Raw genomic sequence first — 15,462 nt, forward strand, 5'->3', positions numbered from 1 at the left:
GGGTAGAAGCGAACACATGCGAACGGAGATCACTTCACCGCCTCCATATCTTCGACCTCGCCCGCGACCGGCACGTTGCCCGACGGACTCATCATGCGCGGCTGCAACATCAGCGCGACGAGACCTGTCCAGCCGGTCTGGTGCGATGCGCCAACGCCGCGCCCGTTGTCGCCGTGGAAGTACTCGTGAAACAGCACGAGATCGCGGCAGCGCGGATCGGTCTGCAGCAGCGGGTACGCGCCCATCACCGGGCGCTCGTTGTTGCGGTCGAGCAGAAAGAGCGTCGTGACGCGGCGCGCGAGTTCGTCGGCGATCTGTGCAAGCGAAAGCTTCTTGCCCGAGCCGGTTGGATACTCGACGCGAAAATCGTCGCCATAGTAGCGGTGGAACTCGTACAGCGACTCGATCAGCAGATAGTTGACGGGCATCCACACCGGACCGCGCCAGTTCGAATTACCGCCGAACACGCGCGAGTCCGATTCGGCAGGCAAATATTTGACGCGGAAATCGCAGCCGTTGTGGCGGTAAACGAAAGGTTCCTCGAGATGGCTGCGAGAAAGCGCACGCACGCCATGGGCCGAGAGAAATTCGGCTTCGTCGAGCATACGCCGCAGCAGCGCCTTCATGCGGTGCCCGCGCAATAGCGAGAGCAGCAAGGAATTGCCCTTGCCCGGTTCGTTCCAGCGCGACACGAGGCTCGCAAGGTCGGGCCGGTGCTGGAGGAACCAGACCAGCCGGTCGCGCAGCCCTGGCAAGCCGCCGTGCACCCGCTCCTCCAGCACGCGCACGGCGAAGAACGGAATCAGTCCGACGATCGAGCGCATGCGCAGCGGCACGTTGGTGCCGTCCGGCAGCCTCAGCTTGTCGTAGAAGAACTCGTCGACGCTGTCCCACAAGCCCGTGTCGCAGCCGTCGTCGCAACTCACCGCGCCCGCGATATACAAAAAGTGCTCGAAGAATTTCACGCCGATATCGACGAACACGTGGTTCGCAAACGCGAGTTCGAGCGCGATGCGCATGAGGTCGAGCGCGTAAGCCGCCATCCACGCCGTGCCGTCCGCCTGATCGAGGTGGCCGCCCGTCGGCAGCGGCGACGACCGGTCGAAAATGCCAACGTTGTCGAGTCCGAGGAAGCCGCCCTGGAAGATGTTGTGGCCGTCCGCGTCCTTGCGGTTCACCCACCACGAAAAGTTCAGCAGCAGCTTGTGAAAGATGAGTTCGAGAAACTCCCGATCTGCCTTGCCGGTGATCGAACGATCGATCTCGTACACGCGCCACGCCGCCCACGCGTGTACGGGCGGGTTGGCGTCGCCGAACGCCCATTCGTATGCGGGTAATTGCCCGTTCGGATGCTGATAGCGGTCCTTCACGAGCAGCAGCATCTGCTTCTTTGCGAACATCGGATCGACCAGCGCGAACGCGACCGCCTGAAACGCGAGGTCCCACGATGCATACCACGGGTACTCCCACTTGTCGGGCATCGAGAGGATGTCCGCATTGCACAGATGCCGCCAGTCCGCATTGCGCCCGCGCAGGCGGCTTGCGGGCGGCGGCGGCTGCAGCGGGTCGCCTTCCATCCAGCGGTTCACGTCGTACTGGTAGTACTGCTTCGACCACAGCATGCCCGCCAGCGCCTGGCGCTGCACGAGCCTCGCGTCGGCGCTCTCGATGTCGCGCTGCAGCGCGCCGTAGAACGCGTCCGCTTCGGCGATGCGTTGCGCGAAGAGATGTTCGATGTCTAGCGCCACCTCTTCTTTCGCCTCGGACACGGGGCGCCAGCGCAACGTGACGACGGCACGGCCGTGCGCCGCAATCTCGAAATGCACGCGCGCAGCCGCTTTCGTGCCGGCGTCGCGCCGGATCGCGCCATTGTTGCCGTGCACGACATAGTCGTCGAAGCCGTCCTTGAACGGACCGGTGCCGTCCATGCCAAATAGCCGCTTGACGTTGGTCTCGTTCTCGCAAAACAGCCACTCCACGCGCGCGCCCTCTTGCGCGGCGGCCGTCACGATGAGCGGCTCGTGCGCGCCGCAGCGCGCGACAACATGCTCACCGTCCGGCGACGACACGAGCGTGAGTGAAGGCTTGTCTCCCGCAGCCTTCCACGACCACGTGTTGCGCGCCCAGATCTGCGGCAGCACGTCGATCGATGCGTGCTGGCCGCCGCGGTTCTCGACGCTCACGCGCATCACGATGTCTTCCGGCGTGTGCTTTGCATATTCGATCTGCACATCGAAATAGCACTCGTCGTCGAACGCACCCGTATCGAGGATTTCATACTCGGGCAATCCGGCGCCGCGCCGCGCATTTTCGTCGATCAGGTCCTGGTAGGGAAACGCCGCTTGCGGGTACTTGTAGAGCATGCGCATATACGAATGCGTCGGCGTGCCGTCGAGGTAGAAGTACAACTCCTTCACGTCCTCGCCGTGATTGCCCTCCTCGTTCGTGAGGCCGAACAGACGCTCCTTCAAGATCGGATCGTGGCCGTTCCACAGCGCGATCGAGCAGCACCAGTTCAGCCGCTCGTCGGCGAACCCGGCCAGGCCGTCCTCGCCCCAGCGATAGGCGCGCATGCGCGCGTGATCGTGCGGGAAGTAGTCCCACGCGGTGCCGTGCTCGCTGTAGTCCTCGCGCACCGTACCCCATTGGCGCTCACTGAGGTACGGCCCCCAGCGTTGCCAGCGAGCGTAATCGGCCGAGTACAGGCGTTGGCCTTCGACCGTGTGGATGAGGCCGGCGGCGCGCTGCAGCATGGGCATCTCCTTGAATTGGGGCCGCGAAGCTGGGGCCGCCAAGGTGGGGCTTGGGACAACGGGTGGCACTCAGGCGCCACGAGTCTCCCATGCTAGCGCGGTTTGCCCGCCCGGCGCGCGGAGCGGGCAATGTGTGCGGGCTAATCGGCGTCGCCGAGCCGCTTGAGAACGCGCAGCAGTTCGCCGAGCGACCATGCCTGGAACGGTGTGCCGCCGGGCCGGTGCGGCGCGTCGCCATCTGCGACTTCGGAAATATGGTCGAGCCCGGCGTGGTCGAGATGCGCGAGCAGCGGTGCGATGAAACGCTCGCGCGCGAACGCGCGTTGCGCCGCCGTATCGCCATTCACGCGCAACCAGGCGTCAACGAAAGGACCGAGCAACCAGGGCCAGACAGTGCCCTGATGATAGGCGCCGTCGCGCTCCAGCACGCCGCCACCGTATTGCCCGCGATACGCGCGGTCCGACGGCGCAAGCGTACGCAGCCCCATGGGCGTGAGCAAATGCGCTTGAACCTGCGCGACGACCGCGCGCGCCGCATCGCCTTCCAGCAGTGCGAACGGCAGACCGCCCGCCGCAAAGATCTGGTTCGGCCGAATCGAGCTGTCGGTCGTTCCCTCCACGTGATCGACGTCGACCACGTCGAACAGCGCGCCCGTAGACGGATCGACAAAGCGCGCGGCAAACGCGGCACTGGCGCGCGCATCGAGTTCGCGCCAGCGCGTGTCCCATGCCCCAGCGATGCGCAGCGCGTTGATCCACAGCGCCTGGATTTCGACCGGCTTGCCGATGCGCGGCGTGACCACCCAGTCGCCCGCCTTCGCATCCATCCAGGTGAGTTGCACGCCCGCCACGCCCGCTCGCAGCAGACCATCACGCGGGTCGGCTGCGATCTGGAAGCGCGTACCGCGCGCGTAGCCTTCGAGAATCGCGTTCACGGCGCCTTGCAGCACACGCCGCGCTTCGGGCGGCACGTTCTGCGCGGCGAAATAGTCGTGCACCGCCACGACGAACCACAGCGATGCATCGACTGAGTTGTACTCGGGCACGCCACCCGCGTCGGGAAAGCGGTTCGGCAGCATGCCTTCGGACACCGTCGCCGCCCATTCGAGCAGGATTGCGCCCGCCTCCTCAAAGCGCCCGTTCGCGAGCAGCAGACCGCGCATGGCAATGAACGTGTCGCGGCCCCAGTCGGTGAACCACGGATAGCCCGCGACGATCGTGCGGCCGTCACCGCGCGAAACGACATAGGCGCTGGCCGAACGCTGCAGACGCGAGCCGAGCGACGCCCGGCGCACTTCCTCGAAACCGGCGAGCAGTTGTGCGCGGCTTGCCGCGCTTTCGTTGTCTTCCTGTTGGGTATCGTCCGTGCTGGACAATGGTTGCGCGCGCAACAACATAACGGCGTCGCCTTTGGCGAGATCGAAGGCGAACACGCCTGGCGTCGCGAGATCCTCCATGTAGTCGAGACCACGCTCCCGTTCACGCGTGTAGCAGAAGTTGCGATACCAATCCGGCGCATGGGTATAGCGGCCGTTCGAGTGGGCGACAATGGCAGGCAAATCGCCATACGGTTGCCAGCGCACGTGCTCGCCGTCAATCCGGGCATCGAAATTGAATGCGGCATTCTCGTGGTGCAGCGCGTGGTAATCGCGGCCCGAGATCAGCGGGCGGACTTTCAGCACCTGGTCGCCTCTTCCGGACGGTGCTTCGAGCCGCCAGCGCAGCACCGTCTCGCGGCTCGCTTTCGCAACGAACACCTCGGTTGTGAGCACACCGCCGCTGTCCAGCCGGTAGCGCCACGTGGGCCACGGGGAAGTGTCGAAGCTTGCGATGCTTTTCGACGTATCCGGAGAAAGCAGATCCGGCGCGTAGCGCTGCATGGTCAGCGCCGTTTTGCGCTCCCCGTCCTCGAGCCAGGCTTCGACACCGTTCACGAGCACCACGCGGTCCGTGGGCGGGTGCCTCGCCGTGAGCAGCAGCGCATGATAGCGGCGCGTGCGCGCGGTCCCCACGGTGCCGGAGGCGAATCCGCCAGCGCCGTCTGCTTCGAGCCATTCGTCGTCGAAGCGGTCCGCATCGATGGGGCTGTCAAGACGCGTCATGAGGTGTCCTGCTCTCGTGGATCACCTGCGCAACGATACTCCCGTCGGCTTGCCCCTGCAGGAAAACGTCTACGTGCGAGCACGCTGCCCGCGCCGCTGCCGATAGTGAATCTGCGCGGGCACCTGAATGGACTCGGGCGCGCCATCGCCCTCGAGCAGCGAAAAGACGCAGCGCAGGCTATGTTCAGCGAGTTGGCCGCTGTCCTGCACGATAGCGTCGATGCGAAGCGGCAGACAGTCGAGCAGTTGATGATCGTCGAAGGTCATCACGCGGCCCGGCGCCTGTGCGAGCTGGTGCGCTTCGTTCACGAACTCCAGCAAGCCTTCGAGCAGCGTAATGGAGCCGGCGAAAAGCGCCTCGGGATAGCGCCCATGCGCCTCGAACCAGGCTTTCATCAGCGCATAGCCCGACTCCCGCTGATAGTCGCGTTGAAACACCCAGTCGTCCTGCTCCATCACGCCATGCCGCTCGAGCGCGAGCCGATAGCCCGCCAGGCGGTCGCGGCTCGGCGAGAGTTCCGGCTGGCCGCCGAAAAACACCACTTCACGCGCGCCTTGCTCGATCGTCTCACCGACCAGGGCGGCCACGGTTTCGGCGGCGTCGGTGATCACATAGGGAATGGCGCTTGTCGCCACGCGGCGATCGGCAAACACGATCGGCAGACGTTTGACCCATTTGTCGTAGCGCGGCGCGTCGGCCGTGCACGGCACGACCACCACGCCGTCCACCTGCTGCGCAACCAGATGCGCAATGCCCTCGGTTTCGCGCACCGGATCTTCGTCGCTCGTCACGATCACGAGTTGATACCGGTATCGCTCGCGGCATTGCCACTCCATGGCTTGCGCGAGCGCGGCGTGCGCCGAGTTGGTCAGGTCGGGAATCACGAGGCCGATCGTGTTGCTGCGCCGCGAGCGCAGCGCGCGTGCCGATTGCGACGGCGTGAAATGATGGTCCCGCGCCACCTGCAGCACGCGCTCGACCGTCGCCGCCGAAATGCGGTAGCGCTCGGCATTGCCGTTGAGCACCATGCTGGCCGTGGTGCGCGAGACCTCCGCGAGGCGGGCAATGTCGTCGATAGTCAGACGCTCGAACTGGGACACGCGGCGTTCCTGCTGGGTGTGGGTTGGGGATCGCGTGAACGCGAGAGCGAAGAGCCGGCGCTGCGGCCGTGAGGAAGGGGAACCCCAAACGAAGCGCCCCGTGTGGCACGGGGCGCCCGGTGCTTCCGAGGCGCGCGCAGACGCGAAACTCTTCGCGTCAGATGGTACTACGCTCGCGCGCGCCTGAAAATGCGCTTACTGCTTGTACAGATTCAACGGCACGGGGATGAACTTGTCGACCGGCTTGCCGTCGACGAGCTGCTTCGCGGTCTGCACGCCATACTGGCCGATCAGCTCGGGCTGCTGCTGCACGGTGGCGGCCATCTGGCCGGCCTTGACCGCGGCGATCGCGTCGTCGGTGGCGTCGAAGCCGACCACGGCCACGTCCTTCAAGCCCGCCGCCTGCAGCGCCTTCACCGCGCCCAGCGCCATTTCGTCGTTCTGCGCGAACACGCCCTGAATGTCCTTGTTGCTCTGAATGATGTTTTCCATCACCGAAAGGCCCTTGGCGCGATCGAAGTCGGCGGGCTGCTTCGTGGCGATCTTCACGCCGCCCTTCGCCGCGATTTCATCGTCGAAACCGGCGCCGCGTTCGTTGGCCGCCGACGAACCCGGAATGCCTTGCAGCTCGACGATGTTGCCCTTGCCGCCCAGCTTCCCGGCGAGGAAGTCGGCGGCCATCTTGCCGCCCGCCTTGTTGTCGGACGCAATATGCGAGCTGACTTCGGCGCCGTTCACGCTGCGGTCGAGCGAGATCACTTTGATGCCCTTGCTCGTCGCTTCCTTCACGACGTTGGCCACCGCCGAAGAATCGGTCGGGTTGATGAGGATGACGTTGACCTTCTTCTCGATCAGGTCTTCCACACTCGCCTGCTGCTTCGCGGGGTCGTTCTGCGCGTCGACGGTGATGAGCGTCACGCCATCCTTCTTCGCTTCGTCTTCGGCGCCCTTCTTGAGCGAGACGAAGAACGGATTATTGAGCGTCGAGATCGACAGGCCGACCGTGACCGCGCCGCCCGAAGCGGGTGCCGCCGCCGATGCGCCGCTTGCGCCCGCATCGGTGCTGCCCGGGCCTTCCTTCGAGCAGGCCGCGAGGCCCAGCGCGAGCGAACCGGCGACGAGCGCCGAAAGAAGCTTCGAGATCGACGGCGAGTTGTGCTTATGCATAGTCTTCCTCCTCGTTATATGTGGAGTGTGTGGAGTTAAAAATTAAGGATAGCTACTGATAAGACGTTGCCGCGTCGCGCAACCATTGCGCGACGCGGCCATTCAGTTACGACGACTTCTTGTTGCCGCGATCGATCAGCACGGCGAGCAGGATCACGATGCCCTTGATGACCTGCTGATAAAACGACGACACGTCGAGCAGGTTCAGGCCGTTGTTGAGCACGCCGATCAGGAGCGCGCCCACGAGCGTGCCGAAGATCCAGCCGCGGCCGCCCGTGAGGCTCGTGCCGCCCAGCACGACCGCCGCAATCGCGTCGAGCTCGTAGCCCGTGCCCGCGGTCGGCTGCGCGGAGTTCAGGCGCGAGGTCAACACCACGCCCGCGAGCGCCGACATGACACCCGCGATCGTGTAAACCCACAACTGGATACGATCGACCTTCACGCCGGAAAGCTTGGCCGATTCGGCATTGCCGCCGGTTGCATAGATATGGCGGCCGAACACGGTCTTGCGCAGCAGCACCCAGAACACGCCGAACATCACGAGCATGAGCACGACGGGAATCGGCACGAGGCGCGCGACATAGCCGCCGCCGAGCAGCGAGAAGAAGTCGCTGTTGAAGCTGCTGATCGGGCTGCCGTTCGAGACAACGAGCGCGAGGCCGCGCAGCACCGTCATCGAACCGAGCGTGGCGATGAACGGCGCGACCCGGCCCTTGCTGATGACGAGACCGTTCGCAAAGCCCATCACGCCGCCCGCCACGAGACCGGCGAGCGTCGCGACGATAGCGGGCGTGCCGGAACTGAGCAGCGTGGCGATGATCACGGAGGAAAGCGCGAGCACCGAGCCCGCCGAAAGATCGATGCCGCCAAGCAGGATCACGAGCGTCATGCCGAACGCGATCAGCGCGTTGATCGACGCCTGGCGCATCACGTTGAGCAGATTGTCGACCGTGAGGAAATCGCGGCTCACGATCGAGAGCGCCACGGCAATGATCAGCAGTGCTACGAAGGGTCCGAGCTTTTGCAGCGTCGCCCGGCTGCCGGGGGTGAGGGTCACTTGCGACATGTCATGTCTCTCGAGATTGCAATGAATGGGTAAGCGCCAGCGCTCAAGCGGCGACGGCGTGCGCCGCGCCCACCTGGCCGCCGGCCGCGGCCGTCATGATCAGTTCCTGGTTAGCCGTGGCCGCTTCGAAGATGCCGTTCTGGCGCCCCTGGTGCATGACGAGAATGCGGTCGCTCATGGCCAGCACTTCGGGCAGTTCGGACGACACCATGACAATGGCAACGCCCTGCTGCGCGAGCTGATTGATGATCGTGTAGATCTCGGCCTTGCCGCCCACGTCCACGCCGCGCGTGGGCTCGTCGAGCAGCAGCACTTTCGGCGGCTGCGCGAGCCACTTCGCGAACACGACCTTCTGCTGGTTGCCGCCCGAAAGCGCCTTGACGTCGAGTTCCGCGTCGCGCGTACGCACGCGCAACTGCTTGATGAGGCCGTCGACGGCGCTGCGTTCCGCGCGCTCGTTCACGAAGCCTAGCGTGGCGTACTGGTCCAGATGCACGAGCGTCGCGTTTTCCCGCACCGACATGCCGAGCACGAGCCCCTGACGCTTGCGGTCTTCCGTGACGAAACCGATACCCGCCGCGATCGCGCTGGACGCGTCGCGCACGTCGAGCGCCTTGCCGTCCAGCGTCACCGTGCCGGCGGTTTTTCGGTTCGCGCCGAACAGCGTGCGCAGAATCTCGCTGCGGCCCGCGCCCATGAGACCGGCGATACCGAGCACCTCGCCCGCGCGCACCTCGAACGTAATGCCTTCGATATGCCCTTCGTCGGCAAGACCGGCCACGCGCAAGCGCACCTCGCCCGGCACATGGCTGCGTTTCGGGAAACGCTCGCCGATCTCGCGGCCCACCATGAGCCGCACGATCTCGTCGAAATCCGTCTCACGAATCGGGCGCTCGCCGACGAAATGCCCGTCACGCAGCACGCTGATCTTGTCGCACACGCGGAAGATCTCCTCCATGCGGTGCGAGACGTATACGATCGCCACGCCGCTCGCCTTCAGCGACTGCATGATCTCGAACAGCGTTTCGATCTCGCGGTTCGTGAGCGCGGCGGTGGGCTCGTCCATCACGAGCACTTGTGCGTTCAGCGAAAGCGCCTTGGCAATCTCCACGAGTTGCTGCTGGCCGATGGAGAGGCGCCCCGCCTCCGTCTGCGGGTCGATACGCTGCGCGCCGACCTTGTCGAGCCACTTGCGCGCCTCTTTGCGCATCGTCGCGGTATCGACCATGCCGAAGCGGCTCGGCTCGCGGCCCAGGAACAGATTCTCCATCACCGTCAGTTGCGGGATGAGGTTCAATTCCTGGTGAATGATGGCAATGCCCGCGCGTTCGGCCTCGACCGTGCTGCGGATTTGCACCGCGCGTCCATCGACGAGGATCTCGCCCGCGTCAGCCTGGTGCACGCCGCTCAGGATCTTCATGAGCGTCGATTTGCCTGCGCCGTTCTCGCCCATCAGCGCGTGGATCTCGCCTGCCTCGATGCGGAAATCGACACCTTCGAGCACCCGAACCGGACCGAACGCCTTGCCGATCCCCTGCATCATCACTTGCATCCTGGACCTCTCAAAAGATCACGCCCGAATGCAGGATCACATTCGCATAGGGGCTGCACTCGCCGGTGCGGATCACCGCTTTCGCCTCGCGGCAGCGGCGCTTGAACTCTTCGTGCGGCACGTTTTCCACGGCGATACGCGCGGCCGCCATGTCGCGGCTGCGCGCCACCACGGCCGCGTTGTGCGTTTGCGCCTCGCTCGCGAACACGGCGCGCTCGGCCTTGAAGTCGGCGAGCACGCTGTCGAGCACGGCGAAGAAGTCGGGCACGCCAGGCGCGAGCGAGACGTCGATGCATTCCACGCCGTCGGGAACCGGCAGCCCGCAGTCGGCGATCACGAGGCTGTCCGTGTGACCCATGCGGGCCAGCACGCGTGCGATGTCACGATTCAGATGTCCGTGTTTTTTCACTGCGAATCTCAGGCTTGCGTGTTCAGGAAGGCTTCGAGCTCGGCGAGCGTGGGCATGCCGCCTTGCGCACCGGCGCGCGTCACGGAAAGCGCGCCCGCAGCGTTCGCGCGCCGCACGGCCTCGCCCATGCCGAGATGCCAGAACGCCGCCAGCGCGCCGTTGAAGGTGTCGCCCGCGCCAGTCGTATCGACAGCATCGACCGCGAAGCCCGGCTGATGCACGAGCGCGCCATTGGCGTCGGGGTTGGCGTCGGGGTTGGCGTCGGGGTTGGCGTAATACGCGCCATCTTTCCCGTGCGTCATGGCAATGCGCACGGGCGAGCGCGCGATGACCTCGGCCCACGCGCCTTCCGGCGTTTGCAGCGCGGTCGCGAGTTCATGCTCGTTTGGCGTGAGCAGCGTGGTCAACTCGAGCAGTTCGCTGCTCAGTTCGACTGCGGGTGCGGGATTGAGAAAGAAGGGCTTGCCGTGTTCGCGGGCGCACCGCGCGGCGTGCAGCACCGTTGCGTACGGCACTTCGAGTTGCGCGAGCACGACGTCGGCCTGTGCGATCGCCGCGCTTGCGCGGTCGATGTCTTCGGGCGAAAGCTCGTGGTTCGCGCCGGGCACGACGATGATCGCGTTGTCGCCGCCCGATAGCGTGATCGACGCAATGCCGGTCGCTTCGCGACCCGTGCTCACGTGGGCGATATCGACGCCTTCGCGCGCGAGCGTCGCTTTCATTTCGCCGCCGAAGGCGTCTGCGCCCACACAGCCGATCATCGTGACCTCGGCGCCCAGGCGCGCCGCCGCAACCGCCTGATTCGCGCCCTTGCCGCCCGGATGCGTCGAAAAATGCGTGCCGAACAGCGTTTCGCCGAGCCGGGGAAACGTGTCGGTCGTGACGACCATGTCCATGTTGATGCTGCCCACCACCACTACGCGCGCCATTGCACTCCCTTTCGACGGCTTCCCGCATCCGCGGTTTTTTGCCGTGCTAAAACGTAATCAGCTTGGGAGCGCAGTTATACCAGAGTCCTCCCGCGGGTGAAATAGACCCAGGGTATAACCGGATGCGCGGAAGACTATGTCCCTGATTATTAAGGGTCCAATGCCATAGGGAAAAGGATTCTCGGCGAGTGACCGCTGCCTGGACTAGTCTTTTGCATGCAGGTGGGTGCTTCTCGCCCACAGACACGCGCCGAGGCGGCACAGACCCAGCATTTCAGGGCGAGGAGAAAATGATGGTTAGAGATCGTGCGATGACCGGCAATGCCCGCTTCGCCAGCATCCTGCTACTGGCAGGATTGCTCTGCTCCACGTTACCTGCATATGCTCAGTCAGTTCCTCCGCCGTCCGAAGCAGCGAAACAAACTGAAGCGTTGGTCGACAAAGCCGCCGCGTTGATAGACCAAAAAGGCAAAGCCGCGTTTTCCGGGTTTAGAGTGAAAGGCAGTGAGTGGTTCCATGAGGATACCTATCTATTTGTCTACGATCTGAACGCGAATGTCTTGCTGAACCCCGCCTTCCCATCCCGTGAGGGGACGAACGTCCACGGCCAGAAAGACGCTAACGGCAAGCTGTTTCATGACGCCATGATCCGGACGGCTGAAACGACAGGGTCGGGCTGGGTCGACTACATGTTTCTACGGCCGGGGCAGACTCAGCCATCGCATAAGTGGACCTATGTGAAGGCAGTCAAGATTGACGGAGTGCCCGGTCTGGTGGGTTCGGGTTTCTATTCGGAGTAGGTTCTGGCGCGCCTGTGACCGACCGATGACCTGGGAGCGCGCCTCCAATGCGCGACTTTTATCATTGCGGCCCGTCGCTTACCGACCAGCTAACCGCCGAGACATAGGGCGCAAGCGCCAGCTCGCCGACCAGCACCTCCAGTTGGCTATCCTGTTGCCGGGACGCGAATACGACGGCGTTGACCTCGACCTGCCCGCCGGTCTTGAGTGCGTGGCTTTCCAGGCTCTGCAGCGAGAGTCCGTTGGCATCCAGACGCTGCAGCAACGTGGCCCGAATCAGGGCTTCCTGTTGCGACTGTGTGACCGCTTCGATGATGTAGTAGCGCTCGCTGCTGGGTTCAACAGGAGCATGACGGTAGATCAGGCGTGCGAGCGGTGGCAGCGCCAGGTTGCAGAGAATGATCAGCAAAGTGGCAATGAGAGCAGTGGCGAGAAATCCACTGCCGGCGATCACGCCCACTGCGCCCGTGCCCCAGACTGTCGCTGCCGTGCTTAATCCGCGCACGCTCAGACCGTCGCGTATGATGACGCCCCCTCCCAGGAAGCCGATGCCGGTCACGACCGGCGCGGCCATCCGCACCACTTGATCCTCGACGCCAAGGAGGAAAGGTAGCGTCGTGAACGTCGCTGCGCCCAGCGCCACAAGTGCGTGGGTGGCAATGCCTGTGAAACGTTGCCGCCACTGCCGCTCCAGGCCAATCAGCGCACCGAGGGCCAAGGCCGCAAGCAGATCAAGGGTGATTTCAACGTGCATGCCATTGCGCTCCATCTGACCTGAGCATTCACCTCGAAGGGCCGTATGCTCCATGAGAGACAGCGGTGTCATTGCGTGCAGGCCGTGTAGATGCCTCAAGGCGCACCGTCCACATGTCCCATCAATTCCACGGGTAGCGTAACACCTGATGAACGCAAGGCTGCGCTCGATGTCCGAGGGGATGCTCGCGTGCGCGCGCTGGTGCCATGTCGGCAAGTGCGGCGATTCGTTGCGGACTCTCTGTTCGCCGTTAATGGTCCTGCGTGCTCACGTCAGGAAGAAACTAGATGCCGTGACTCACTGTACCTTGTCTGGCTGTGCCCGAAGCTTGTCTTTAATGGCAGTCAGGCAGTTCGTGAACTGGGTGCGCAGCCCCACTGAATTGCTGCTCGGTTCGGCTAGGCCGTCGGTTGTCACGACCCATCCGTCGGGCGTGCGAGAAACATCGAGTTCGAAGTACTCTGCCGATCCGCCATCCAGGACCACCGACTCGCGATAAGCGCCCCGTGGCGAATGAATGACCGCTTCGCAGCCCTGCTGGAGCCGGGCTGGACCATGCGAGGACAAACCGTTTGAGCCGTCGCGAACGGGGACTGCGCCGTACATGCGAAACGCCTCGAACTGCGTTGGCATTGCGGCCGTGACGAACTGGACGTCTGAGTCGGAAATGGCATTTCCGCATCCCGCGAGGACGCCGATTAAAGCGGCGAGCGTGACGCGAGCGCAATTGCCCCAAGAAGTGGACACAGAAGCGCCGCCTACCCGTAGTGTGTGCGCAAACGTTAGCGTTCTCATCTCCAACGGGTCCGCCTCGATGTAAGAATCAAGTATTACGGCGTGCGCATTGCATAAATTGATCGGGGTAAACCCTGATGATAACGGGCCAAAGAAAGTTATTCAGGACACTTGATTATCTGGCACGCGAACCGGAAGGCCCCGCGCAGCACGCGTTGCGCAGCTTGATTTCCACGTAAGTTTCGACGAACAGCATCAAACTTCGATACCGAGCGCAACGATACGCCGATACAGCGTGGCGCGCGCCATACCGATTTGTGCGGCGGCTTTCGTCACTTGACCGCCTGCCGCACGCAACGCATCGGTCAGAAAGCGGCGCTCGAAATCGCGCATCGCGTCGTCGTACTGCTGGCACGCCTGCGCACTGGTGTGGTCGGGCCGATCGCGCAAATCCGCCGCCGCGTCGCGCGCCTCGTTCCCGTCGCGCTGCCCGCGCCCGTCGCCGATGAAGCGCGCGAGCGAGCGCGCATCGATACGCTCGCTCTCCGATAACAGCACCGCGCGCTCGAGCGTATTGCGCAATTCACGCACGTTGCCCGGCCAGCCATACGCACACAGCACCGCCAGCGCATCGCTGTCGAGTTCGAGATGACCCGCTCCGCTTTCCACCGCCAGCTTGTCGAGAATCGAGTAGGCCATTGCCTCGATGTCCGCCAGGCGCTCGCGCAGCGGCGGCACCCGAATCATCAGCACGTTGAGCCGGTAATAGAGGTCCGCGCGAAAGCGGCCCTGCGCCACGAGCGCGGGCAAATCCGCCGACGTCGCCGCAATGATGCGCACGTCGGTGCGCACGATGCGATTCGACCCGAGCGGTTCGAACTCCTGCTCCTGCAAAACCCGCAGCAATTTCCCCTGCAGCGCGAGCGGCATGTCGCCGATCTCGTCGAGAAAGAGCGTGCCGCCCTGGGCCAGTTCGAACTTGCCGATACGCCCCTTGCGCTCCGCCCCCGTGTACGCGCCCGCCTCCGCGCCGAAGAACTCCAGTTCCAGCAGCGTGTCGGGAATCGCCGCGACGTTCACCGTCACAAGCGGCGCGTCCGCGCGTCCGGACGCGCCGTGTATGGCGTGCGCAAGCAGTTCCTTGCCCGTGCCCGTTTCGCCGAGCAGGAGCACCGGTGAGGCGAGACGCGCGGCCCGGCGTGCCTGACGCTTCACTTCGAGGCTTGCGGCGCTGGTGCCGATCAGGCTTGAAAAGCTGTACTTCGCGCGACGCACCTGCGCAAGCGACTGGCGCGTGCTGATCAGTTCGGCGCGCAGCCGCGCGTACTGACTGAAAAGCGGCGACAGTCCCTTGAGTTCGTTGAACAGCACGAAGCCGACTGCGCCGATCGTTTCGCCGTTGTCGTCCTTGATCGGCAAACGCGTAACGACGATCGGATCTTTATCGGTTTCGAGAATGTCGAGCAGAATGGGCTCGCCCCCCTTCACGACGTCGCGCATCATGCTGTTCGGGATGACGCTTTCGCAATCGAGACCGATCACCGCCGCCGGATCGTCAAAGCCGAAGCGCGCCGCGTAGTGCCGGTTGATCCACACCACGCGCGCGTTGCGATCGACGATCACGGTGCCTTCGCTGAACTTGTCGAGCGATTGAAAGAGCGATTGCATCGCCAGTTTGCGCACGTGGTCGTAGTCGGCCAGCAGCGCGGTCGTTTCGATTTCCATTCGGTTCTTTTCTTCGGTCCTGGCCGCTGGTGGTCGCTGGTGGCCGCTGGTGGTCCCTTGCGGCCTGTGGATTCTCATTTTCGGGACGCATTATCTCAGAACTGAGATTCTCGCGCGCACTCCGACAATCCGGCGTTCTATGCGAGGGAGTGCGGGCGGCGGCGCGCTTGGCCGCCAAAGCCGTCTCAGTTTCGAGACACGTTGCCGTTGCAACCTTCGCCCCGCACATCCCGCACGTGCTCTGCCCTCAGGCGCCCCACTACGCGCACGGCTCCCCGGCCGCTGGCACATATCGTGCTAAATAGCGCGGTCGCGCCGGCTTCGGCGCGCGCAAACAACAAACAGACCTGCACGAATAAACGAACTGGA

12 protein-coding genes are annotated in these 15,462 nt (G+C 64.2%); 1 reads left to right on the plus strand and 11 read right to left on the minus strand.

What is annotated here, in order from left to right:
• Positions 1-29: 29 nt before the first annotated feature.
• The 8 genes from U5A58_RS16345 to rbsK all read right to left on the minus strand — a co-directional run bounded on the left by U5A58_RS16345 (position 30) and on the right by rbsK (position 11,079).
• Complete coding sequence (locus U5A58_RS16345) at positions 30-2,759, minus strand: MGH1-like glycoside hydrolase domain-containing protein (RefSeq protein ID WP_321962212.1); 2,730 nt, start codon at positions 2,757-2,759, stop codon at positions 30-32.
• 134 nt (positions 2,760-2,893) lie between these two features.
• Entirely contained in the window at positions 2,894-4,855 is a 1,962-nt protein-coding gene (locus U5A58_RS16350) for an amylo-alpha-1,6-glucosidase (RefSeq protein ID WP_321962213.1), read from the minus strand.
• 69 nt (positions 4,856-4,924) lie between these two features.
• Entirely contained in the window at positions 4,925-5,956 is a 1,032-nt protein-coding gene (locus U5A58_RS16355; RefSeq protein ID WP_321962214.1) for a substrate-binding domain-containing protein, read from the minus strand.
• A 195-nt stretch (positions 5,957-6,151) separates the two neighbouring features.
• Entirely contained in the window at positions 6,152-7,123 is a 972-nt protein-coding gene (gene rbsB, locus U5A58_RS16360) for a ribose ABC transporter substrate-binding protein RbsB (RefSeq protein ID WP_321962215.1), read from the minus strand.
• 106 nt (positions 7,124-7,229) lie between these two features.
• Entirely contained in the window at positions 7,230-8,189 is a 960-nt protein-coding gene (locus U5A58_RS16365) for an ABC transporter permease subunit (RefSeq protein WP_321962216.1), read from the minus strand.
• Between the two features lie 43 nt (positions 8,190-8,232).
• Positions 8,233-9,741, minus strand: coding sequence for a sugar ABC transporter ATP-binding protein (locus U5A58_RS16370; protein WP_321962217.1), 1,509 nt, complete (start codon positions 9,739-9,741; stop codon positions 8,233-8,235).
• A 10-nt stretch (positions 9,742-9,751) separates the two neighbouring features.
• Positions 9,752-10,150 carry a D-ribose pyranase gene (rbsD, locus tag U5A58_RS16375; RefSeq protein WP_321962218.1) on the minus strand — a complete coding sequence of 133 codons (399 nt, stop codon included), beginning with the start codon at positions 10,148-10,150 and terminating at the stop codon, positions 9,752-9,754.
• 8 nt (positions 10,151-10,158) lie between these two features.
• Positions 10,159-11,079, minus strand: coding sequence for a ribokinase (gene rbsK, locus U5A58_RS16380; protein ID WP_321962219.1), 921 nt, complete (start codon positions 11,077-11,079; stop codon positions 10,159-10,161).
• 311 nt (positions 11,080-11,390) lie between these two features.
• Here rbsK and U5A58_RS16385 point away from each other — a divergent pair, with 311 nt between their 5' ends.
• Positions 11,391-11,879, plus strand: a complete 489-nt coding sequence (locus U5A58_RS16385) for a cache domain-containing protein (RefSeq protein WP_321962220.1) — start codon at positions 11,391-11,393, stop codon at positions 11,877-11,879.
• Between the two features lie 61 nt (positions 11,880-11,940).
• On the opposite strand, the gene U5A58_RS16390 is transcribed toward U5A58_RS16385, so the two are convergent.
• The 3 genes from U5A58_RS16390 to U5A58_RS16400 form a co-directional block, all read right to left on the minus strand.
• A complete protein-coding gene (locus U5A58_RS16390; protein WP_321911251.1) occupies positions 11,941-12,633 on the minus strand; it encodes an MgtC/SapB family protein in 693 nt (230 codons plus the stop codon).
• A 297-nt stretch (positions 12,634-12,930) separates the two neighbouring features.
• A complete protein-coding gene (locus U5A58_RS16395) occupies positions 12,931-13,380 on the minus strand; it encodes a hypothetical protein (protein WP_321962221.1) in 450 nt (149 codons plus the stop codon).
• 243 nt (positions 13,381-13,623) lie between these two features.
• Positions 13,624-15,093, minus strand: a complete 1,470-nt coding sequence (locus U5A58_RS16400) for a sigma-54 interaction domain-containing protein (protein WP_321962222.1) — start codon at positions 15,091-15,093, stop codon at positions 13,624-13,626.
• Positions 15,094-15,462 lie beyond the last annotated feature (369 nt).

Source organism: Paraburkholderia sp. J7 (genome assembly GCF_905220155.1).
Classification (GTDB): domain Bacteria; phylum Pseudomonadota; class Gammaproteobacteria; order Burkholderiales; family Burkholderiaceae; genus Paraburkholderia.

Excerpts from the sequence above, each read along its gene's own strand:
- U5A58_RS16385 (WP_321962220.1), top strand. The coding sequence starts at position 11,391 with ATGACCGGCAATGCCCGCTTCGCCAGCATCCTGCTACTGGCAGGATTG.
- rbsB (WP_321962215.1), bottom strand. The coding sequence starts at position 7,123 with ATGCATAAGCACAACTCGCCGTCGATCTCGAAGCTTCTTTCGGCGCTC.
- U5A58_RS16390 (WP_321911251.1), bottom strand. The coding sequence starts at position 12,633 with ATGCACGTTGAAATCACCCTTGATCTGCTTGCGGCCTTGGCCCTCGGT.
- U5A58_RS16350 (WP_321962213.1), bottom strand. The coding sequence starts at position 4,855 with ATGACGCGTCTTGACAGCCCCATCGATGCGGACCGCTTCGACGACGAA.
- rbsK (WP_321962219.1), bottom strand. The coding sequence starts at position 11,079 with ATGGCGCGCGTAGTGGTGGTGGGCAGCATCAACATGGACATGGTCGTC.
- U5A58_RS16365 (WP_321962216.1), bottom strand. The coding sequence starts at position 8,189 with ATGTCGCAAGTGACCCTCACCCCCGGCAGCCGGGCGACGCTGCAAAAG.
- U5A58_RS16345 (WP_321962212.1), bottom strand. The coding sequence starts at position 2,759 with ATGCCCATGCTGCAGCGCGCCGCCGGCCTCATCCACACGGTCGAAGGC.
- U5A58_RS16370 (WP_321962217.1), bottom strand. The coding sequence starts at position 9,741 with ATGCAAGTGATGATGCAGGGGATCGGCAAGGCGTTCGGTCCGGTTCGG.
- U5A58_RS16400 (WP_321962222.1), bottom strand. The coding sequence starts at position 15,093 with ATGGAAATCGAAACGACCGCGCTGCTGGCCGACTACGACCACGTGCGC.